The 20853-nt window shown below is 41.1% G+C and carries 17 protein-coding genes and 1 pseudogene; 8 read left to right on the plus strand and 10 right to left on the minus strand.

The genetic code is table 11. The features are described 5' to 3' along the window. Positions 1–312 precede the first annotated feature (312 nt). From ACFE93_RS23970 to ACFE93_RS23980, 3 genes are all read left to right on the plus strand, one after another. Positions 313–507 carry a heavy-metal-associated domain-containing protein gene (locus ACFE93_RS23970; protein ID WP_375476928.1) on the plus strand — a complete coding sequence of 65 codons (195 nt, stop codon included), beginning with the start codon at positions 313–315 and terminating at the stop codon, positions 505–507. 132 nt (positions 508–639) lie between these two features. Next, entirely contained in the window at positions 640–2955 is a 2316-nt protein-coding gene (locus tag ACFE93_RS23975) for a heavy metal translocating P-type ATPase (protein ID WP_375476930.1), read from the plus strand. Between the two features lie 19 nt (positions 2956–2974). Beyond that, entirely contained in the window at positions 2975–3202 is a 228-nt protein-coding gene (locus tag ACFE93_RS23980; protein ID WP_375476932.1) for a hypothetical protein, read from the plus strand. A 6-nt stretch (positions 3203–3208) separates the two neighbouring features. Here the strand turns inward: ACFE93_RS23980 and ACFE93_RS23985 are convergent, their stop codons facing one another. Further along, positions 3209–3634, minus strand: coding sequence for a heavy metal-responsive transcriptional regulator (locus ACFE93_RS23985; RefSeq protein WP_375476934.1), 426 nt, complete (start codon positions 3632–3634; stop codon positions 3209–3211). A 344-nt stretch (positions 3635–3978) separates the two neighbouring features. Here ACFE93_RS23985 and ACFE93_RS23990 point away from each other — a divergent pair, with 344 nt between their 5' ends. Further along, on the plus strand, positions 3979–5067 hold the full coding sequence (locus tag ACFE93_RS23990) for a Rieske 2Fe-2S domain-containing protein (protein WP_375476936.1): 1089 nt from the start codon (positions 3979–3981) through the stop codon (positions 5065–5067). 467 nt (positions 5068–5534) lie between these two features. Here ACFE93_RS23990 and ACFE93_RS23995 read toward each other — a convergent pair whose 3' ends face one another. Continuing rightward, a complete protein-coding gene (locus ACFE93_RS23995; RefSeq protein ID WP_375476938.1) occupies positions 5535–5699 on the minus strand; it encodes a hypothetical protein in 165 nt (54 codons plus the stop codon). 65 nt (positions 5700–5764) lie between these two features. Here ACFE93_RS23995 and ACFE93_RS24000 point away from each other — a divergent pair, with 65 nt between their 5' ends. Further along, positions 5765–7213, plus strand: a complete 1449-nt coding sequence (locus ACFE93_RS24000; protein WP_375476940.1) for a HEAT repeat domain-containing protein — start codon at positions 5765–5767, stop codon at positions 7211–7213. 114 nt (positions 7214–7327) lie between these two features. Here the strand turns inward: ACFE93_RS24000 and ACFE93_RS24005 are convergent, their stop codons facing one another. From ACFE93_RS24005 to ACFE93_RS24015, 3 genes are all read right to left on the minus strand, one after another. Further along, entirely contained in the window at positions 7328–7924 is a 597-nt protein-coding gene (locus ACFE93_RS24005) for an SMI1/KNR4 family protein (RefSeq protein ID WP_375476942.1), read from the minus strand. Positions 7925–7969: 45 nt separating this feature from the next. Beyond that, positions 7970–8647, minus strand: a complete 678-nt coding sequence (locus ACFE93_RS24010) for a hypothetical protein (RefSeq protein ID WP_375476944.1) — start codon at positions 8645–8647, stop codon at positions 7970–7972. A 94-nt stretch (positions 8648–8741) separates the two neighbouring features. After that, entirely contained in the window at positions 8742–10736 is a 1995-nt protein-coding gene (locus ACFE93_RS24015; protein WP_375476946.1) for a heavy metal translocating P-type ATPase, read from the minus strand. Positions 10737–11312: 576 nt separating this feature from the next. Between ACFE93_RS24015 and ACFE93_RS24020 the strand changes: the two genes are divergently transcribed. Then, complete coding sequence (locus ACFE93_RS24020) at positions 11313–11693, plus strand: hypothetical protein (RefSeq protein WP_375476948.1); 381 nt, start codon at positions 11313–11315, stop codon at positions 11691–11693. Between the two features lie 168 nt (positions 11694–11861). After that, a pseudogene (locus ACFE93_RS24025) lies at positions 11862–12005 on the plus strand (DUF4351 domain-containing protein); the annotation flags it as partial. A gap of 135 nt (positions 12006–12140) precedes the next feature. Here ACFE93_RS24025 and ACFE93_RS24030 read toward each other — a convergent pair. The 5 genes from ACFE93_RS24030 to ACFE93_RS24050 all read right to left on the minus strand — a co-directional run bounded on the left by ACFE93_RS24030 (position 12141) and on the right by ACFE93_RS24050 (position 20576). Beyond that, positions 12141–14843, minus strand: a complete 2703-nt coding sequence (locus ACFE93_RS24030) for a TonB-dependent siderophore receptor (protein WP_375476950.1) — start codon at positions 14841–14843, stop codon at positions 12141–12143. A gap of 129 nt (positions 14844–14972) precedes the next feature. Beyond that, positions 14973–15911 carry a helix-turn-helix transcriptional regulator gene (locus ACFE93_RS24035; protein WP_375476952.1) on the minus strand — a complete coding sequence of 313 codons (939 nt, stop codon included), beginning with the start codon at positions 15909–15911 and terminating at the stop codon, positions 14973–14975. A gap of 344 nt (positions 15912–16255) precedes the next feature. Continuing rightward, positions 16256–18931: a DEAD/DEAH box helicase gene (locus ACFE93_RS24040; RefSeq protein ID WP_375476954.1), complete on the minus strand. Its 2676-nt coding sequence runs from the start codon at positions 18929–18931 to the stop codon at positions 16256–16258. 134 nt (positions 18932–19065) lie between these two features. After that, complete coding sequence (proC, locus tag ACFE93_RS24045; RefSeq protein WP_375476955.1) at positions 19066–19884, minus strand: pyrroline-5-carboxylate reductase; 819 nt, start codon at positions 19882–19884, stop codon at positions 19066–19068. Positions 19885–19976: 92 nt separating this feature from the next. Continuing rightward, positions 19977–20576 (minus strand): cell division protein SepF, encoded by a 600-nt coding sequence (locus ACFE93_RS24050; protein ID WP_104907950.1) that lies wholly within the window; start codon positions 20574–20576, stop codon positions 19977–19979. Positions 20577–20644: 68 nt separating this feature from the next. On the opposite strand from ACFE93_RS24050, the gene ACFE93_RS24055 reads away from it, so the two are divergent. Beyond that, positions 20645–20824 (plus strand): hypothetical protein, encoded by a 180-nt coding sequence (locus tag ACFE93_RS24055; protein WP_334847998.1) that lies wholly within the window; start codon positions 20645–20647, stop codon positions 20822–20824. Positions 20825–20853 lie beyond the last annotated feature (29 nt).

The following is a 20853-nucleotide window of genomic DNA, read 5'->3' on the forward strand; positions in this document are numbered from 1 at the left end:
GGGTTAGGGTGGGGTAAAAAATATTTGATACATCAATCATGACTTTTCAAACATTTTCTAAGAAACTCTGGATGACAATCGGGTTGTAATACGTTGTATTTTTGATCGGCAACGGTTACTCAGTCAAACCAAAGTTGTAAAGAAATTTGAAGTTTAGCAAAAAACTTTTAAAAATCTCTAGACTCTCTAGTCGGCTGGAGAGTCTAGGATAAATTTAAGGCGACTCTCAATCAGAAATTTCTGATGTGTGAGGGATACGTCTCAGTCATCCAGCTCGATCTGGCTAAGTTGTTCATTTTATCCCGTAAATCTATGACTCTCCAACTCACAGTTCCTAACATGGCTTGTTCTGCTTGTGCAAGCACCATCACCAAAACACTTCAGGCAGTCGATGCTAATGCTAGTGTTCAGGCCGATCCAACAACCAAGCTTGTCAGTGTAGAAACTCAGGCATCAGAAACAACAATTAAGGAAGCGTTAGCTGCTGCGGGTTATCCAGTTGCTTAAAGAAAGGGGATTGGGGACTGGGGACTGGGTACTGGGGACTAGGGACTGAAATTATTCTCAATACCCAATCCTTAATCCTTAATCCCCAATATCTAATCCCCAATCCCTAATCCCTAATTCCCAATCCCCAACATGGATACTCTCACACTCAAACTTCGAGGCATGAGTTGCGCTGCTTGCGCCAACAATATCGAAAAGGCAATTCGCTCTGTTTCTGGGGTGATTGACTGCAATGTTAACTTTGGAGCAGAACAAGCTACCATCAAATATGATCGCTCTCTAGCGAATTTAGAGAAAATCCAAGCTGCGATCGCTGCTGCGGGATACTCTTCTAACTCACTTCAGGAAGAATTGCTCTTTGAAGAAGATGATGCTGAAAAAGCGAGTAGGCAAGCATTACAACGCCAACTCTCTCTCAAAGTAGCGGTGGGAGGTGTAATCAGCACTTTCCTACTTTTAGGAGCGTTGCCCATGATGACTAGGCTAAATTTACCCTTAATTCCAAGTTTTCTTCAGAATCCTTGGGTGCAGTTAGTGCTGACAACACCCGTAATCTTTTGGTGTGGTGGATCTTTTTACCGGAATGGCTGGAAATCCCTCAAGCGCCATACGGCGACGATGGACACGTTAATTGCTTTGGGTACAAGTGCAGCCTATCTATATTCTTTGTTTGTCACTGTTTTCCCAAAATTTTTTATTGCTCAGGGCTTGATACCTCATCTTTATTATGAAGTTGCCGCCATTGTCATCACCTTAATTTTACTGGGACGGTTGCTGGAAAATCGCGCTAGGGGACAAACTTCTGAAGCCATCCGCAAACTAATTGGACTGCAAGCCAGAGATGCCAGAGTCATTCGTAATGGAATAGAAATTGATGTTCCCATCACCGAAGTCAGAATCAATGATGTGATTTTGGTGCGTCCTGGTGAAAAGATTCCGGTAGATGGGGAAGTGATTGCAGGCGCTTCGACAGTAGATGAAGCGATGGTGACGGGTGAAAGTTTGGCAGTCAAAAAGCAGCTAGGAGATGAGGTGATTGGGGCGACGATTAACGGTGCAGGTGCATTTCAGTTTCGGGTGACACGAATCGGAAATGATACTTTTTTGGCTCAAATTGTCAAACTGGTGCAACAAGCACAAGGTTCTAAAGCACCTATTCAGCGCTTGGCAGATCGAGTGACAGGATGGTTTGTACCAGCTGTGATTGCCGTTGCGATCGCTACTTTCGTGATTTGGTTTAATTTCACTGGCAACCTTACCCTAGCAACAATGACAACGGTAGGTGTACTGATTATTGCTTGTCCCTGTGCTTTGGGTTTAGCTACCCCCACATCTGTAATGGTAGGGACAGGTAAAGGTGCAGAAAATGGCATCTTGATTAAAGGTGCTGACAGCTTAGAACAAGCACACAAAATTCAAACCATTGTCCTAGATAAAACTGGCACTTTGACTCAAGGGAAACCTACGGTTACAGACTTTGCAACTGTCAACGGCACAGCTAATGGTAATGAAATCAAGCTTTTACAGTTAGCAGCAACGGTTGAACGCAATTCGGAGCATCCTTTAGCTGAAGCGGTTGTAAAATACGCCCAGTCTCAAGAAGTGACTTTAATAGATGCAAAGAACTTCACAGCTAATGCAGGTAGTGGTGTGCAAGCAGTTGTTGCAAATCAGCTTGTGCAAATTGGTACACAACGCTGGTTAACAGAACTTGGAATTAACACCATAACTCTCCAGCAGTATAAAGATGCCTGGGAAGCAGCTGGTAAAACAGTCATTTTGATTGCTGTAGATGGCAAACTACAAGGAGTAATGGGTATTGCCGATGCCCTAAAACCTTCATCAATAGCAGTGGTGAAAGCTTTACAGAAGTTAGGTTTAGAAGTAGTAATGCTTACCGGAGATAATCGTAAAACTGCTGATGCGATCGCTCTACAAGTTGGCATCCAGCGAATCTTTGCTGAAGTGCGTCCAGATCAGAAGGCGGCGATTATTCAAGCTTTGCAAAGAGAGCAGAGGAGCAGAGGAGCAAGGGGAGAGAATTCTCGTAAATTCTCACTCAAAACTCAGCACTCAATTGTCGCAATGGTAGGTGATGGGATAAATGATGCGCCAGCCTTAGCACAGGCTGATGTGGGAATTGCCATTGGTACGGGAACAGATGTAGCGATCGCAGCTAGCGATATCACCCTAATTTCTGGAGATTTGCAAGGAATTGTGACAGCAATTCAACTTAGTCGCGCTACCATCAACAATATTAAGCAAAATCTCTTCTTTGCCTTTATTTATAACGTCATAGGTATTCCTATTGCGGCGGGAATTTTGTTCCCCATCTTTGGTTGGTTACTCAATCCAATTATCGCCGGTGCTGCAATGGCTCTTTCTTCGCTTTCTGTTGTTAGCAATGCCCTCAGATTGCGTAACTTTCAACCAAAAATTAGCTCATAATTTTAGGGTAATTTAGGAAATGTTCAGTCAAAAAACGCTTTGGGGAAGCCTGATAGCTTTAGTGCTTCTCACTGGAGCATCAGGTGTAACATTAGCAGAAATGCCAGCCCATTCATCAGAGCAAACCAGCCAATTTCAACGCCTTGAGCAACCTTTAAGCTTGAAAATTGGTGTTGCGATCGCAGGTTTGGCTTTAATTGGACTAGAGTTGTGGTGGTTTATTCTCTATAAAAGTTCTGATTCCTGATTAGTGTCAGTGCTGAGAGGTGTTTTGAATAATCGGACAAATTGTCTTCTCATGATGCTCGCTGATATTCTTCCAGCCTGAAAGTAATCCTTTTATTTCAGAGCGCAAAGTTAATAGCTGATCGATTTGGCGATCTATCTGTAAGACCTTCTCTTCAAGTTTTTCTTTGATTTCACCACAGGGAGTTTGCCCTTGGTCATAAACCTGAAGAATATTACCAATCTCTTCTAGGCTAAGACCAAGATTTTGTGCCCTTTTAATGAATGCTAAACGAGTTAGCACATCCAATGAAAACTGGCGAAAGCCTCCTTCTGTTCGTTTTAATGAATTGATTAAACCTAAACTCTCGTAATAACGAATTGTCCTGATGGGTATTCCAGTTAAATCTGTTACTTGACCAATTAAAAGTAGTTTTTTATCTTGAGTTAACATAGTAGATTTCCCAACTCTTGTAATTATTATTACATATTTTGCTAAATATCAAGTCATTTGGGAGTCAAACCAAATATTAGCATCAGTGTTGGAACTTTTTATCTAATTAGAGATTTTACTAAGTTGTAAATTTTCAAATATCTATTGTAAATGGATATTTGGGATTTAGCTGATATTAAATTGACATAATTTTGACATTTTTAATAATATTTTTCAATATTTTACCTGATGATTTTTATCCATTTGTTAGGTAGCTGTTTCTCATGGTACTGAAAGTAACTGTTTTTTTGAAGTTTTCATGTTACTTCTAGATTAACTGCTTCACTTCAAGTGAAACCATAAAAATGAATCTCAACTCGCAGACTTTTAGCTCAATCCGTAAACCTAAAATTTTCAATAATCCAGAGCGTTTTATTGAGGGATGGTATTGGGTAATACCTTCTCAAAATCTGCGGGTGCGTGAAGTAAAACCTGTCACGATTTTGGGTAGAGAATTAGTAATTTACCGTGGTAAAGATAAAAGAGTAGTTACCTTAGATGCCTACTGTCCACACATGGGCGCTCACCTTGCTGAAGGGAAAGTTGAGGGTAATGCACTACGTTGTTTTTTCCACCACTGGAAGTTTGATGCTGAGGGAATGTGTATTGATATCCCATGTTTAGATGTGCCGCCTTCCGTAAAGTTACAAACTTGGCCCACTGCTGAAAAATATGGGATGATTTGGATTTGGACTGGAGAAATACCACAACAACCTCTACCATTTGTTCCAGAGTTGGAACAGAAAGAGTGTGATGTCGCTATTCATTCCCACTTCTTGCTGAACTGTCACCCCAATGTGGTGATGATTAATGCGATTGATGCTCAACATCTCAATACAGTTCATCAATTGCCACTAGAAATTATTTTTGAAAGACACGAACTAAACGAGAATGCGATTATCTTCAGTAATACTACACCCATCAAAGACAATTTCTTTTTAATTAAGCTCATCCGTCTTTTCTACAAAAATGTCATAACTTACAGTATTTGCTATTGGTACGGTAGCATTGGCATTGTGACAATTGGCCCTGATTTCTTACATATTCACATGATGGTTGCAGTTCGCCTACACGAAGGGGGAAAAACTGAAGGGCAAGTTCTGTTGATGACTAAAAAACGTAAAGGAATTTTTGGTTGGTTATGCAATCGATCTGTGCTATGGCTGACTAAGATTGCAGCTAAGTACTTTCTCATGGGTGACATCAAGATTCTTCAAACGATTCAGTTTGATTTGAAAACTCCCATTAAAGCAGATTACTCAATTATGCAGTTTATTAACCATGTTGAAAAACAGCAATCCCTAATGTGGGAGACTTGGCAAGAAATGCGATCGCGCGATGTGGAGAGCAAGCCCAAGCGTGAGAGATGGGAAGATACAATGAGTAATGACTAACATCATGTCTATTATGACCAGAAATTCGTTAGACTGCTTGGCCAATTAAATGCACGCGATATCATAACTATTGTCAACAATCTTTGCAACATATAAATCATTTGTAGGGGCGTTATAGATGTACGCCTCTACCAATGTATATTTAGCAGATATTTTGCAAAATGGTATAACAATTAATAAAAGTTAAAAGTTCAACAAAGTTACTTTTAACTTTTAATCGATTTTTACTGAACTAGCAGATAAATAAAAAGAAGTGGCAAAGCCACTTCCTAATTCCCAGGTAGAACCTAAGTTATGAGTATAACGATTACAAAAATTTGAAATAGTATAAACAAACACCAATTAACTGAATATCTCTATTCTCCTTATTTCTAGGTGAGTAAATCCTGATTTTCATGCACTAAATAACTGTATATTTACATAATTCTTATGATTGCAATCCAGACTCAATTTTATCCAGTTCATCGCTAAGATGTGCCAAGTTTTGTCTCTTCATCAAGAAGTTGCTGTTCTAATTGAAACTTAACTGCCGTACCAGCCTCAATTGCTACAGCTTTCTTCTTCTGCTTAAACTTTTCACTGCGGATGTCAAATTCTGCCTGAAGTGCGTCTAGTTTTTGTTGCGATCGCACTGTAAAAATGCCATTATTTACACAGATTTAGGATATTGGTTACAAGGTAATTTTTATGAAAACCAATGAGCAACCAGCAAGAGCAAGACAATATTAATTTTTTAATTCAACAACTACACACAAGTCAGGATAACTCAGTTCTCAAACAGGTTGCTGAACGTTTGGGGTTTTTGGGTGCTGGTAATGCAGATGTAATTAATGCCTTAATTGACCTAGTATGCACCACACAAGATGAACCTACGTGCTGGGTAGGAATTCAAAGCTTAGGTAAAATTGGTACTGATAACAATGATGTTATTCAAACACTAATTAAGCAACTCAGTACTGTTCAGCCACCTACCTGTAGGGTAATAGCACAGAACCTAGCGAAAATTGCTGTTTGTAACGAACAGGCAATTACGACTCTGGCTAATCTAGCACGTAGCACCTCTGATGAAGTAACTCACGGAGCCATTGCTTATATCTTGGGGTACATCGGTAAAGATAACCAAGATGCAATTAAAACTTTGATTTATTTAATACACAATAGTTCATATGATTATGTTCGCAAAACTTCTGCTAAGAGCTTAAAACGCATTGAGGATACTAGTCAAGATACTATCAATGCCTTAGTTGAAACTGCGAGGACTGCACAAGAATATCGTACTCGCTGTACAGCATTATCAATTTTAGAACAAATTGCAGTGGGGAATACTAATGCAATCAATAAATTAACAGAAATGTTCTTATCTGGTAATTATGAGCCTATTATAAACTATAAAAAACATTATAGTCAAGGATTAATTGCTCGTACTATCGCAAAAATTGATTATGAAACTATAATTAGGTTGGCAGAAAACAACCGCAGCCAAGAATTTATTTTCATATTAGCGGAGAGTTTAGGTTATGTTAATGTTGGAAAATTAGACGCAATTAATGCATTAATTAAACTATTATATCTGCCTCAGTATGAAATAGCTATATCAGCAATTGTTTACAGCTTAGAAAAGATTGCTATTGGTAATGCAGATGTAATTACAGTTTTAATTGAAGTACTTCCAAGAATAGATACTTTAATACGTCCTGCGGTTATTACAGGTTTAAGTACGATTGGTGCCAATAACCAGATTGTTCTGCGTACTTTAATTGATTTAGCTTATAATGTTCAGGATTTAGAAGAATGCCGCGCTATAGCTAAAGCCTTCGGAAAAATGACAGTTACTAGTTCAGAGGCTGTTGATGCTTTAACTTATTTAATGCGTATTTGTGATGACCATCATTTTTGGTACTTTGCAACTGAAACTCTCCAAAAAATAGGTATTGGTAATAATAATGCTATTGCCACATTAATTGAACTACTGCCAACACTTAAAAATGTTGATTATTGGGATGCCGTTAAGACGTTAGCAGAAATTGGAGTGGGAAATTCCGCTGCAATTGCTGCTCTTACAGAAACCCTTTCTACCTGCCAAGATGATAATTATCGGCATTTTTTGACTGGTTTATTAGAAAAAATGAGAGAAAATCAATCCTAATAACTAATCAATCTCAGAATGTTTTAAGTTCTTGAATATCATATCTCTGTAATTTTAATTATTTCCCATTTGACTACTATTCAGATATTCCAATTTCTTGAATATCCCAATCTATCAAATAAATTCTGGGTCGTTTAATATTTCCTCCATCATTTTACCAAATGAGCGATAACGCTGTGCGCCAAATGAAGCAGTTGAAAAGCTACAAAACCAAGCTTCCCATTCACCATCTATTGCAACGATCTGAGGATTTAGTAAAAATATCACACCCATATCTTCACTGCTTATTTCCAATGCTGTTTGTAAATACTCTGGTCGGGATATATTATCATATTGCTTATCGCCATAAACAAAATACTCTTCGTCTGTTAATGGTGATTCAGACCAAGTTTCGATTAATTCATCTACCCAATCTTGATGGTCAAGAGCATACCATACAATATCTTCAGTTCCACAAAATTCTAGACTATATTCTGATATAGGACGCAACCCATTAGAAGCTTTCAGAAACTCCCGGTAAGAAGGTGGAAAAGTTACATTTAAACGAGCTTCGGTAGCAACTATTTCCTCCTCAGTTGCACCAGAATAACTTAAGTAGCCAGATTTGCGAACTTCTGGGGATAAACATTCTTCATCATAATCTTCAAGAAATATTTCTATTCGCTTTTGGCTCCATTCTCTAATACGGTTTTTCCAGTGAGTTTTTTTCATTATTTGTAATACTTTTAGAAAGCTAAACTGATGTTTAACATACAACTACTCACTTGAATTCAATACAACAATTATTTCTGCAAGCCTAATTACCAAAGGTTTCCAGTGGGGATTGCTGGAAGAAAAAGTACTATCCCCAGACACCAATTGGTAGTCATTGGGGAATTTTTCAGAAGCATTAGGAGCCGTATCTACTCGTAAAATAAGTTTGCCTTGATAACGGGATAATTTACTACTATCCAACAAAATCGTGCCCCCGTAATCCCACGCCAATCCATAAAGTTTAAAATCACCTAATTTTTTACGTAACTCGCTCAAAGGGGTTCCCACTCCAATACCTTCGCGGGTTTTCCAAGCTGAACCCAAGTTACGCACATCTAGAGGTTTGGTACGAGTATTATCACTCCAAACTACTAAGAGCGATCGCCCCTGATTTAGATTTAACTGAGTAGCTGCAAAACTACCTATTCCTTCAGCACCAGAGATAGTTTTATCAACGAGATGGGATGCACCAAACAGTTTGACTAAATCCTGCTTGGTAGTTGTGCGTGTTATCGGATCCACTCGTTCCCCAGGAACAATTAAGGTATCTTTTAAGGGTTGCAATTTAGCAACAGTAATTGGGTGATTGATTTTTTGGGGTAGTGCAAAGGCTTGGTTGGCTGAATAGTTTAGCAGTAAAGCTAGAGTAGCTGTAGCAATGCTTTTGATTAATGAATTCATAGGTTTTACTATGGTTAGCAGAATATGAGTGAGAAGTACTCATAGTTTAACTACTACAATTTCCCAATTACAGATTCCCAATTTTCAAAAAATTTTATTTCATCGCTCTAGTTGCGTTTAAAATTGCCAGCATTGCTACTCCAACATCAGCAAATACAGCTTCCCACATTGTCGCTATCCCTAAAATACCTAATCCAATAAATACACCTTTAATTGCTAACGCAAACCCAATATTTTGCCAAACAATTTTGCGAGTTTTTCTGGCGATTTGGATTGCTTCTGCTACTTTGGATGGTGCATCTGTGACGATTACAATATCCGCAGTTTCGATCGCTGCATCTGAGCCTAACCCACCCATTGCTATACCAACATCTGCTCTAGCAATCACTGGTGCATCATTAATGCCATCCCCAACAAAGGCAACTTTATTATGCTTACCAACGGTGCTGAGTAACTTCTCAATGGCATTAACTTTTTCTTCAGGTAATAACTCTGCTTCGTAGGTATCTATGGCAAGCTGTTGGGCAATTCGAGAAGCGATCGCTTGATTATCTCCTGTCAACATTACTGTTCTCTCTACACCCATTCGTTTGAGTGCTTGAATAGCAAGTCTCGCATCTTCTTTGAGTTCATCAGCTATGACAATATAGCCAGCGTAAATATTATCCACTGCTAGATGAATAACTGTTCCTTCTAACTGGCAATTATCGTGAGAAATCTTCTCTCTATGCAATAGGCGATCGCTTCCCGCTATTACTACTCTATTTTCAACCTTGGCTTTAATTCCATAGCCTGCTATTTCTTCATAATCTCTAATCTCAAATTCATCGATTTTTCCACCATAAGCCTTGCAGATAGATTGAGCGATGGGATGATTTGAGTGCGATTCTACTTTAGCAGCTAATCGCAGCAGTTCTTGTTCATTCCAGCCATTTAATGGTACTATTTCTACTACTTTGAATACCCCTTTCGTTAACGTTCCAGTTTTATCAAAAACAACTGTACTAACTGCATTTAAAGTATCTAAAAAAGTAGAGCCTTTAACCAAAATACCACGTTTAGCTGCACCTCCCACACCTCCAAAGTAACCTAATGGAATACTGATAACGAGTCCACACGGACAGGAGATAACTAGTAAAATCAGGGCACGATAAACCCATTCCGAAGAAGTTGCACCCGAAATGAATAAAGGAGGTAATATTGCAACTGCTAGAGATGTAAAAACTACGATTGGTGTATAATATCGGGCAAATTTAGTAATAAACTTTTCTGTTGCTGCTTTTTTACTTTTGGCATTTTGCACCAAGTCTAAAATTTTGGCAATGGAAGATTCATCAAATAGTTTTGTGACTCTAATGACGAGCGCACCTATTTTATTAATCGTCCCAGCAAAAACTGTTTCTCCAATTCTTACCGTTCGCGGTACAGATTCTCCAGTTAATGCAGATGTATCAACTTGCGAATTACCATCTATAATTTCGCCATCTAAGGGAATCTTTTCTCCAGGCTTTACAACGATAATATCCCCAATCTTTACTGTTTCTGGCGATACTTTTTTCAGTTCTCCCTCTATTTGGATATTTGCATAGTCCGGGCGGATTTCCAATAATGATTTGATCGAATTCCGGGAGCGACTGATGGCAATATCTTGAAACAATTCTCCAATTTTGTAAAATAACATGACTCCGACCGCTTCGGGTAATTTATGAATTGCGATCGCCCCTAATGTTGCTACTGTCATTAAAAACGTTTCATCAAATACTCTACCTCTGACTATATTGCGCCCAGCAGTTTTTAAAACACTCCATCCACTTAATAAATAAGCAGGAATAAAAAGCAGATATTCACCTATTGAGTAGAAAGTATTGTGTAATTGATTTTCAAAAATTACACCAGGCGCATATAAACTTAAAATTGCGACCAAAGGCAATACCTCATTTTTTAGATTGAACTCTCCCCCGTGTTCGTGATTGTGGTCATGGTTATGATTCTCATCATGATTGTGATTATGAACATGGTTATGATTCTCGTGATGGTCATGTCCACAGCTGCAACCATCTGAAGATTCTAAATGTACTTTCTGCTTCATTTTTTCTATGTAGGCTAGTAAATTAATTGAGATATGAGCCTTTTTTTAAATGTAATGAAAAAAAAAAGTTTTTACAAGTTGATATTTTAAGAACGAGAATCTATCTCAAATTTACTGCTAAATATATACACTATATTTTGATTAAAATTAAGATTTATAATCTTGTAAAGATAGCTATGGCGGCTTTCAATCGTATAGAATTATGTAAGATATACCTTTTGTTCGTAGTGAGCGATTTATCACTCTGTATAAGAATTTAAAGGGTTAGAGCCGCTAATTACGAGCTTTAATTTAATTAAGCTCTTATACTTACATCAAGCAAATAATAACTGTCTTGGGAATATACAGCGGATTGAAATTTGCTGAATTACATAACGTTGTGTCTAAAAGCTAGACATCAAGCCTGTTTGATCGCTGAATTATAGATGTAGTAAAAAATTTCCCAGCAAACTGGTAGTAGAGATGGAACTTTCTTGGGTAATAAACATCTATCTAGCTATTCTCAGGGAAATTCACTTGAAGTTTGAAAGTTAATCGAATACCCTAAGCTAATAGACAATTTTCTCAAGGAAATCTATGAACAAAAAAATTCTTCTGAATTTGCTTTCCACTTCCTCAATCTTTGTGTCGATGATGTCTACGCTGGTGACATTTCATCCTGCCCATGCTAGTGGTAGCATTACACAGAGATTACTGCACACACAAGACGGTCGTACCTGTATCACTAACCCACATGGTGGACAAGATTTTGTGTGCATTCGAGATTCAGAGAGAAAACGCCCGTATACCTCTAAAAGTTCCTCAACTATTGTCACATCAGTATCAAATCGGAATGTTGCCATGTTGAACTTTACTGAAGAGGAAAGTGACGCTGCAATTAGGGTATTTGGCTGCGACTGTCCATTATGTATAAATTCTTTGCGTCAGTTGCAGGGTACTGGAAACTTAGTGTACTAAGATTGAATAGCGCTGATAGCGACTATAACTTTTGTTAGATACACGTGATTAATTACGTATAAAAAGATATACGAAACCAAAAAAGCATTTTTAACTACGTACCACTACTATGTATTTGGCCAAATGTAAATTGATTGTTGGGGTGGTTTGTAGTACTACTTCAAACCCCTCAAAAGTCTACCTTTACCTGTTCTCGAAGATTTGAGCGAAGCACTGTTAGATTTTACTAGTATTGCTGATGTGCAGGCTTGGCTAGAAGCGCGACGATCAAATAGCTCCAAGGCAAGTCATAGTACAGCAGGGCGTAAATAAACCACCTATTCCAAACAGCCAGAAAGCTCAAAATTAAAGCATGAGTGACTTTTGACTTTTGACTTCCGCCTTGCAGTACTAGTCCTTTCAAAGATTGCAAAACGTTGTTCAGCCGATTGCCAACAGGAGAGTGAGTTAAAACTCCCAACTAATGGAGCCGATGATTGTGAAGGGCGCACCTCTTTCAAGACCTAAGGTGTAACCATAGGAGGAGCTAAAATAGTCCGTATTAAATAGATTACTAATATTGATCGCAGCATTAAAACCATCTCTACGGTAGTAAATCGCCGCATCGGTACGCAAGTAATCGGGTAGTTCAAACGAGTTATTCACATCTCCTGTCCGCGTGCCCACATAAAAAAGCCCTAGACCAAATCCCAAACCCTTGAGATTGCCCTTCTGGATCTGATATGTTGTCCAAAGGCTAGCTTGATTTTCCGGCGTACCCTGCAATTTATTGCCTACACCAATGGTATTATCCTCGGTAACTTCTGCATTGGTATAGGCATAAGAAGCGATCACCTTCCACCCTGGTAGAATCTCACCCGCGATATCCAACTCAATTCCTTGACTCCTTTGCTCCCCTACCTGAATGGAATAACCAAGCCTACCTCTTTCCGGATCAGGATCGGTTGTTAGAATATTCGTCTTGGTAATCTGATAGGCGGCTAACGTTGCCGAAAGTCTGCCCTCTAGAAAGTCAGCTTTAATGCCTGATTCATATTGTGTTCCTTTGGTTGGCTCAAAAGCTGCACCATCAGGGTTTAATCCAAAGTCAGGGACGAAAGATTTACTGTAGCTGGTGTAGAGAGAAACAGAGTTACTGGGCTGATACACCAACCCAATTCGCGGACTAAAAGCACTTCTACTCTCTGCTGACTGATCTGTAACCCAATCTAAGCGCCCACCAATTAATAGCTTCAGCTTATCTAAAATACTGATTTGATCTTGAAGGTAAGCACCGTAAGATTGGCTAGTGCTATTAAAACCATAATCTGGATGGAGTGAGGGTTTTGGAACATTGTAGTCTGGGTTGAAGATATTTAGATTAGGAAGAGGAGAATCGGAAATAAAAGCCTCAAAAGTCTGAACATTGCGATTAAAATCAAAACCCACTAAAAGTTGGTGCGAAATCGATCCCGTCTTAAATTTTCCAAGCAAGTCGATCTGTCCAAAATAGTTATCTATTGAGTATCCACGTCTTGAAGCGCTAATACCTACTAGCAAACTATCATCGACTAGATTTTCTCCTCCAGCAAATGCGTCTCTAGTTCTAGTAGTAGCTACCGCAAAATTGTTACGAATCTGCCAGTTGTCGCTCAACTTTTGATTCAGGGTGTAGCCAAATTTTTGAGTCTTGGCATCAATAAAAGTCAAATCAGGATAGCCGAGAAAGACACTTCTAGGGAGGAAGCTACCATCACTGAAAAACCAACTGCCAGACTCATTAGGATATCCATTATAGTTAGTGTATTCATAGTATAGATTCAGTTCTGTTCTATCCCCCAATTTGAGAGTGATTGAGGGTGCGATCGTGGTTATATTTGTTTTGACAAAATCTTGAAACCCCTCCGAACTTTGATAGCTTGCAATAAAGCGATAGAGTACAGTTTTATCGGCATTCAATGGGCCAGAGAAATCGATGCTGGGTTGATAAAATCCAAAATTCCCTGCCTCAAATCCGAGCTTGTAATAAGGTTCACTCAAAGGTTGTTTGGTGATAACGTTGACGATTCCACCCGGTTCTACGGCTCCGAATAGAACTGAGGCAGGGCCTTTGAGAACTTCTACTTGTTCGATCGTCCCAACGCCTGTCAGCGTAAAGCTTTCACTTGCATCTCGATAGCCATTGCGGAAATTTCCGCTTTGATTAAATCCTCTAATGACTCTGTCTCCTGAAGGCGCACCGAAGTTGCTTCCGCCACTAACAATGCCACTGACTGTTTCCACTGCCTGATTTACACTTCTCACATTGCGATCTTCCAGCACCTGTCGCGGCACCACCTGAATCGATTGGGGAATATCGCGCAGGGGTGTGTCGGTTTTAGTGGCAGTTGACGAATCTGGTACGTTATATGTATCTTGCTCCCCCGTCACCACCAACTCAATCGGCTCATCCTGCTGTGCTGATGGTTCTTCTGGCGGTGTCTCGCTTGCTGGCTTTTGTTGATCTTGAGGTGTTTGGGGTTGCTGGGGTGGCTGTGTCGCTGTTGCAGCAGATGCTACGGCAAAAACCAGCCCTGCATTATCATCAAATAACTCAACCGTAGGCAAAGCTTTCTCACCCACCACCGTCACTCGCACAGTATTTGCATCAATGTTTGTGACTGTTATTTCAATAATTCCCGTAAGAGGTTTTTCCGAGCGGAAGGTGAAACCCTCGCCCGATGGCAAACTCAATTGGGTGTTAGGAATATCGGTAATAAAATTATTACTAGCACTGCGGTTTATGAGTTGTAATTTTTCCCCTTGAGTAGTTTGTAAAATTACCTCCACACCTTTTTCTGTAGGGTTTGCTTTCACCCCTGTTATTTGTGTAATTGTTGGCGCGGGTGTAGTTTGTGGTGTGGGTAACTGCACTAGCAATTGTTGAGCGCTGGTGATGGAGGTTTCTAAGTCGCTCAGTTGCCAGATTTTTTGATACCCCGGCTTTGTCAGGCGATCGCCCAGTGCAGAAGAATCTATTTGTTGAAGTAAACTATCAATAGCTTTTTGAGACAATTTATCTCTATTCTCAAGTTTCGTTTCTGCCCAAGCAGGTAGAGTTACCAAAGTGCTGATAATTCCGACCACACTTGCTGCTAGCAATAGATAGATATTGGGCTGCCAACTTTTCATACCGCTCCCCACACCGTTTTGATTAAAAACCTTATTGCATATATTTATGAATTGCAATATTGGCTGAGTATAGAGAAGCGATCGCGGGTGAGTCTATATCCAAAACGGCATTACAGTCGCAAAACAGCATTAGGAATCGGAAATATTCTTTTTACCTGACAAACATTCACTGGGTGTAATGCCGAACTTGCGTTTGAAGGCGATCGCAAAGTGTCCCTGTTGGGCATAACCCACTAAATTGGCAACCTGAGTCACAGTTAACTTACCAGAGCGTAGTAGTTGCTCTGCTTGTTCCATACGTTTACTGGTAAGATAACCAAACACCGTTGTGCCAAAGAGTTCTCTAAATCCATTACCAAGAGTGCGATCGCTCACTCCCACAAGTTGCGCCAATTCTGGTATCAATGGCGGATTCTCCAGACGGGAAAGCAAGATATCCCTAGCGTGATGAATACGGACAATGGTTTGAGCTTTTAGTCGTGGGTATGGTTGCAGTCCATGCGACTGTGCCAGAATGGGAGCTAACTGCAATGCCATTAATTCTTGGATCTTTCCCTGCAAATACATCCGCTTTATCATCCCTTGGTAGGGACAGTTAACGATTTGCTGTGCTACTCCTTGAATAGCGGTTGTAATTTCCGGGTAAATTAATGTCTGCCAATCATTACCCTTTATGAGAAACTTCAACTGGGGGGAAATATCTCCATCCTCTGTGGGGAAAAAGGTTCTGAGTAAATCAGGTGTCATCTCGATATCAACACTTGTGTACTGACCTTTTGGAGTCGCCACTAACATTGTTCGTTGCACACCGCTACCAGAAATGAGTGTGTATCCTTCCCCAACCTGTCCTCCGTATTCGTCTAGACTTTTGCCTGAAAGGGTAACTTTAAATTGCACGGGATGATCCCATTCAGTAATTTTTCTTAGCAAGTCATGGTGAAATTCTATGTCTGTAATACAAAGCGAGAGATTGGGATGCACTTTAATCTCTTGCTCATATCCTTTACCCTCCCAACTAGGCACTTGATAAATAAACTCATCTGGCTCTGGGTTTTGCAGCTTGTTCATTTCAGCTTCTGCCTCCTCCTTGCGGCGCTGTCATGGTAAGTGGTAGAGATTAATTAAAGCAAAACTTATTGAGATTAATTATTACCTGTTTCTTAAACTCATACAAGTTGAACTACTGACCTTTATTAAGACAAGGGTAGGGGGAGACAAGTACTAAATATCATGTCCGCATAATTAGTTATGATTCCCATAGTTATTACACCCCACACGCCAGATGCTCCACTTGGGGAGGTTCCAAGACCGCACTGGCTCCCCTTAATCCCCTCCCCGCAAGCTCTTAGGGAAGACGAATTATTTTAAATACTCTCTGTGCGTTCCCGTGTAAAAGCGTAAGAGCGTCCTGTTTATTCAACCACCTCATTCACAGGGAATCTATCAATCAACTGCATCGCCCGATAGGCATTACGCTGAAAAGAGTCTGGCAGATGGGGAACGTGAGGTATCTGTGATAACAAATCCAACGTCCGCCGCAAAATTCTCACGACATCGCCTTCATCCAAGGTGGTATTTTCGCAGAGTTCTATCCACTCCATTCCTAACGCCCATTGTTCCACTATGGCAATTAACTCAAATTCCAACCATATAGGCAGCGCTACGTTATACCGCCGTTGTAGTTGGAACATTTGGCGGCGAATTCCCCGCAATTTTGCTAAGGCTTCTGCCACTTCATTACTAAGGTCAAAGTTAACCTTGCTATCTGGACGGGGCGTTTCCATCACTAAAGCCGCTGCTGCTGCTGCTAAATGATGCGGATCTAAGTTATCCAATTCGCCACTAGCGAATACTAAACCCAGCCACAATTCATTCTCGCCTCGAATGGCGGCAGCGATTCGCCCTAATTGTGTGGGAACTAAGTTATCTAAAGCGCCAAAGTGTTGCAAAATTGCAATTAAATTCAGAAACTCTTCCCAATGACGTTGTGACTGTTGCTCTACTTGTCCTTGTAACTGTTCGAGTTCGGCTTCTAGTTCGACATAGCGGGCGCGGCGCTTGAAAAGCGTTGCAGCATTGCCTGATTGATGTAGGGGATGAGCATCTAATTGCTCTTGGATGGCGGTAACACGACTGAGTTGTTCTGCTACTTCTGGTGCCAGATGCAAAGATTCTACTGGATTGGGAATACCTACAGCGATCGCAAAGCTTTCTTCGTTACCACGGCGCGATTGTCCTGGCTTCAAAGGCATCTCTGGCGGTGGTAGTACATCAGGTGGCACTTCAATTCGTGGCAGTTCGGCATACAAATCAACTACATCCCCTGTGGTTGCCACATACCACCGATTATCATGCCCCAAGCATACCAAGTAAGGAGCTTGACCAGAACCAGGCGATTTTCCTACTAAAACTGCGGTTACAGGTGAAGACACTGTGATATTTTTGCCCTTGAGACTTAACAGAGTTCCTGACACTGCAAAGCCCAACATCATCACCAATTCCTCTTGTCGGTCTGAGAGTGCTTGCTCTTGCAGAGTTTTCAATATCTGGCGTTCCACCTTCAGGCGTTGCCGCAATTTCTCATAAATAGCTAGTTCATTTTCATCAACTGCGGCGATTTGCTCATGAAGTTGAGCTAATTGGGTTTGCAATTCGGCAATCTCATCGTATTCTGGTCTTAAATGCAAGGTAGCCATGTACTGCCCAAAACTGCGCTCTATCAGTTCCCTGGTTTGCTCTAGGCTATGGGTTTGCAGCAAGTTGAGTACCATGCCGTAACTGGGCGTAAACTGGCTTACTAGAGGGTCTGGCTTGGATGTTCCCAAATACGCGGCTTCTTTAGCTCCTTCAAAAGGAGTTTGGACTGTCACCACATGGCCTTGTTTATCCATCCCCCGGCGGCCTGCTCGTCCAGCCATTTGCAAAAATTCGGAAGCGTTCAACAGGCGGTGTCCAGTATCGGTACGCTTGGAAAGGGTAGAAATTACTGTTGTCCGGGCGGGCATATTAATTCCCGCTGCTAGTGTCTCAGTGGCAAATACTACTTTAATCAGCCCTTGCTGAAATAGTTCTTCTACCAGTGCTTTCCAAGCAGGTAAAATCCCAGCGTGGTGGGCAGCAATTCCCCGATACAGGGGAGCAATTTGTCCAGAACGCCCTGCTTCGGGATTGCGGGCTAAAAAGTCATCAATCTGTTGCCGCAAAATCTGGGACTCTTCATTATTTACCAGCCATAAATCACCGACTTCCGCCACTGCTTTATCACATCCCCGGCGGCTAAAGATAAAGTAAATTGCTGGGAGCATATCGCGTTGCTCTAACTGGCTCAAGGTATAAATTATGCCTGGAGCTTCAGGTCTGCCATTTCTCCCCCGATCTCTTTCTCCCCCTTTCCCCTTTTTCTTCTGAAGCCGGGGATTGATTTTGGTTTTGCTATCATTGAGCAAGGGAAATAACCCTTTAGGATTGCAAAAGTGAAATTCTAAGGGGACTGGGCGAAAATCGGAGTAAATCAGGTCTGTTGGGCCGTGAACGCGATTTAGCCAATCAGTAAGTTGATCGCTATTGGCAACCGTTGCTGAGAGGGCTGCCAGTTGCACTTCACGGGGACAATAGATGATTGATTCTTCCCAAACAGTACCGCGCTGGCGATCGTTCATGTAGTGACATTCATCAAGTATCACCGCTTCAACGTCTACTAATGAGATGCCGATTTGCCCAATCGGTGTGCCATAGAGCATATTTCGGAAAATTTCTGTGGTCATTACCAAAATCGGTGCATCTCTGTGAATGGAAGCATCTCCAGTTAACAGTCCGACTCGATCAAACCCGAATTTTTCTCGAAAGTCACGTAATTTTTGATTCGACAGCGCCTTCAGGGGAGTAGTATAAAATACACGTTTTCCTCGCGCTAGGGCGCGATAAATGGCGTATTCCCCGACTAATGTTTTGCCCGAACCTGTGGGGGCACATACGACTACGGAGCGTCCAGCGTTCAGGGACGCGATCGCTTCTTTTTGAAACTGATCCAGTTCAAAGGGAAATATAGACCCTAAGTCAAGTTCTGGAGACGGTGCAGGATAATTCACTCAATCACATTTGCAACCAGATTGTTTACTATACTAACGAGTCTTTTGTCAACTTCGTTAATAGTCATTTGTCATTGGTCATTAGTCATTAGTTTTTCACAAAGAATAAAGGACAAATAACAAAGGACTCTTAATTATTTTCCCAGCTCTTGCGATCGCTCTGTGGCAGCTTTGACTGCTTCAATTAAAGCGGAACGAAATCCTGCCTGTTCTAGCTTGACAATCCCCGCAATGGTTGTACCACCGGGACTAGTAACACGATCTTTGAGTTCTGCTGGGTGCATTTTGGTTTCCTGCAAGAGTTTTGCTGTTCCCAATACGGTTTGCAAGGCTAGTTGATTGGCAATTACTCTAGGCAAACCTGCGGCTACTCCGCCATCTGCAAGTGCTTCTACCATGAGCGCCACGTAAGCGGGGCCGCTACCAGATAGCCCTGTGATTGCATCCATCAACGCTTCCGACACTTCCACAACTTCACCCACAGCAGAAAAAACTTGCTGTGCTATTTGGTGATGCTTGGCATTGGTATATGCACCTAAACAAATCGCGGTAACTCCTGCTCCCACAGTCGCCGGGGTATTGGGCATTGCTCTAATCACTGGCAATTGCACAAATGCAGCTTCTAGCTGACTTAAGGGTACACCCGCCAAAATGGAAATGATCAGCGGTGAGTGTTCTCTATTAAGAATATCAATATGTGCTAATTCTTGAGCGATCGCACTAAATACCTGCGGTTTCACTGCCAAAAATAGAACTTCTTTTGCTTCAGTGAAAACCTGGCTATTATCTGTCGTCACAGCAATACCGTATTGCTGTTTTAAAAAATCTAGGCGTGAAGATAGCGGTTCGCTAACTATGACTTCTGATGATTGATAAATTCCACGCGCGATAAGGCGGGATAAGAGCGCTTCTCCCATTACCCCACCACCAATTAAGCCAAATTTTATAGTCATTGATCGTTAATCATTAGTCATTAGTCGTTTGTCATTTGTCACTACGATTAAAACCCAGGACAAATGACAAAGGACTAACTACTAATTTAACTTTATTGTGCCATCCGGTTAGTTTCGTTGCCCCAGGTTTGATTTGGAGTAGCTGTAGGACGAGATGGACGTGCTGGTGGTTGTGGTACTTCATGAAGAACGCCACCTTGGGTGCTAACTTGGACACAGCTTGGCGTAAACAAAAAGATGCTCTCACCAATGCGCTCTTGATGTCCATCTAGTGCGTAAGTACCACCTGCAACAAAATCTACTGCTCGTTGAGCTTGATCTGGATCCATGATTGTCAGATTTAATACCACTGACTTGCGTTCTCGCAACGCTTGAATTGCCTGGGGCATTTCTTCAAAGGTGCGTGGTTCGAGTACTAAAACTTCTGAAATTCCGTTAATTGCTCCTGGCATACCAATCACATTCCCCATTGGCTTTGAACCTGCTGTCATATCATCTCCCATTGTAGGCACTGGTTCCCGCCAGCGTCGATTTTGAGCGGCTGTACTCTCTTGCGGTGCTGGTTGAGGATTTTCTTGCTGATACAGATTTTGGTAATTATTATCTGTTTCTGGTTCTTCTTCGTAATACTCGTATTCTACTTGCTCATTTAGACCCACAAAGTCTCTGAGTTTGGAAAATATGTTGTTCATGGTGCGTGTACTCTCCTGATGCGAATTGCCTGCATTGACTTGGCTGAGAATTGATTGAGCTAGGAGCGATGCCTACGGCGGTAAACTACGCGACATCGGTGGATACTTCAGCAACTTTATTGCTAGTTGTAGCCCATATTACGAGTTTTGGCGATGAACTGACACTTATTGGAAAGGTCTGTGCATCGCCTAAACATAATAATGAGTCAAGATTATATCCTAAGGTTTATCCGAAGGAAAGTCCTTGATACTCCATTTCCTCTTGGCGATTGCTCTT

This window comes from uncultured Nostoc sp., from assembly GCF_964247315.1.
Classification (GTDB): Bacteria; Cyanobacteriota; Cyanobacteriia; order Cyanobacteriales; family Nostocaceae; genus Nostoc.

What these genes read in the sequence shown, in the direction of transcription:
- proC (WP_375476955.1), bottom strand. Translation starts at nt 19,884, where the DNA reads ATGACTATAAAATTTGGCTTAATTGGTGGTGGGGTAATGGGAGAAGCG.
- ACFE93_RS24030 (WP_375476950.1), bottom strand. Translation starts at nt 14,843, where the DNA reads ATGAAAAGTTGGCAGCCCAATATCTATCTATTGCTAGCAGCAAGTGTG.
- ACFE93_RS24015 (WP_375476946.1), bottom strand. Translation starts at nt 10,736, where the DNA reads ATGAAGCAGAAAGTACATTTAGAATCTTCAGATGGTTGCAGCTGTGGA.
- ACFE93_RS24055 (WP_334847998.1), top strand. Translation starts at nt 20,645, where the DNA reads ATGCCTACGGCGGTAAACTACGCGACATCGGTGGATACTTCAGCAACT.
- ACFE93_RS23990 (WP_375476936.1), top strand. Translation starts at nt 3,979, where the DNA reads ATGAATCTCAACTCGCAGACTTTTAGCTCAATCCGTAAACCTAAAATT.
- ACFE93_RS23970 (WP_375476928.1), top strand. Translation starts at nt 313, where the DNA reads ATGACTCTCCAACTCACAGTTCCTAACATGGCTTGTTCTGCTTGTGCA.
- ACFE93_RS24000 (WP_375476940.1), top strand. Translation starts at nt 5,765, where the DNA reads ATGAGCAACCAGCAAGAGCAAGACAATATTAATTTTTTAATTCAACAA.
- ACFE93_RS24010 (WP_375476944.1), bottom strand. Translation starts at nt 8,647, where the DNA reads ATGAATTCATTAATCAAAAGCATTGCTACAGCTACTCTAGCTTTACTG.
- ACFE93_RS24035 (WP_375476952.1), bottom strand. Translation starts at nt 15,911, where the DNA reads ATGAACAAGCTGCAAAACCCAGAGCCAGATGAGTTTATTTATCAAGTG.
- ACFE93_RS24005 (WP_375476942.1), bottom strand. Translation starts at nt 7,924, where the DNA reads ATGAAAAAAACTCACTGGAAAAACCGTATTAGAGAATGGAGCCAAAAG.
- ACFE93_RS24020 (WP_375476948.1), top strand. Translation starts at nt 11,313, where the DNA reads ATGAACAAAAAAATTCTTCTGAATTTGCTTTCCACTTCCTCAATCTTT.
- ACFE93_RS24050 (WP_104907950.1), bottom strand. Translation starts at nt 20,576, where the DNA reads ATGAACAACATATTTTCCAAACTCAGAGACTTTGTGGGTCTAAATGAG.
- ACFE93_RS23975 (WP_375476930.1), top strand. Translation starts at nt 640, where the DNA reads ATGGATACTCTCACACTCAAACTTCGAGGCATGAGTTGCGCTGCTTGC.
- ACFE93_RS23980 (WP_375476932.1), top strand. Translation starts at nt 2,975, where the DNA reads ATGTTCAGTCAAAAAACGCTTTGGGGAAGCCTGATAGCTTTAGTGCTT.
- ACFE93_RS23985 (WP_375476934.1), bottom strand. Translation starts at nt 3,634, where the DNA reads ATGTTAACTCAAGATAAAAAACTACTTTTAATTGGTCAAGTAACAGAT.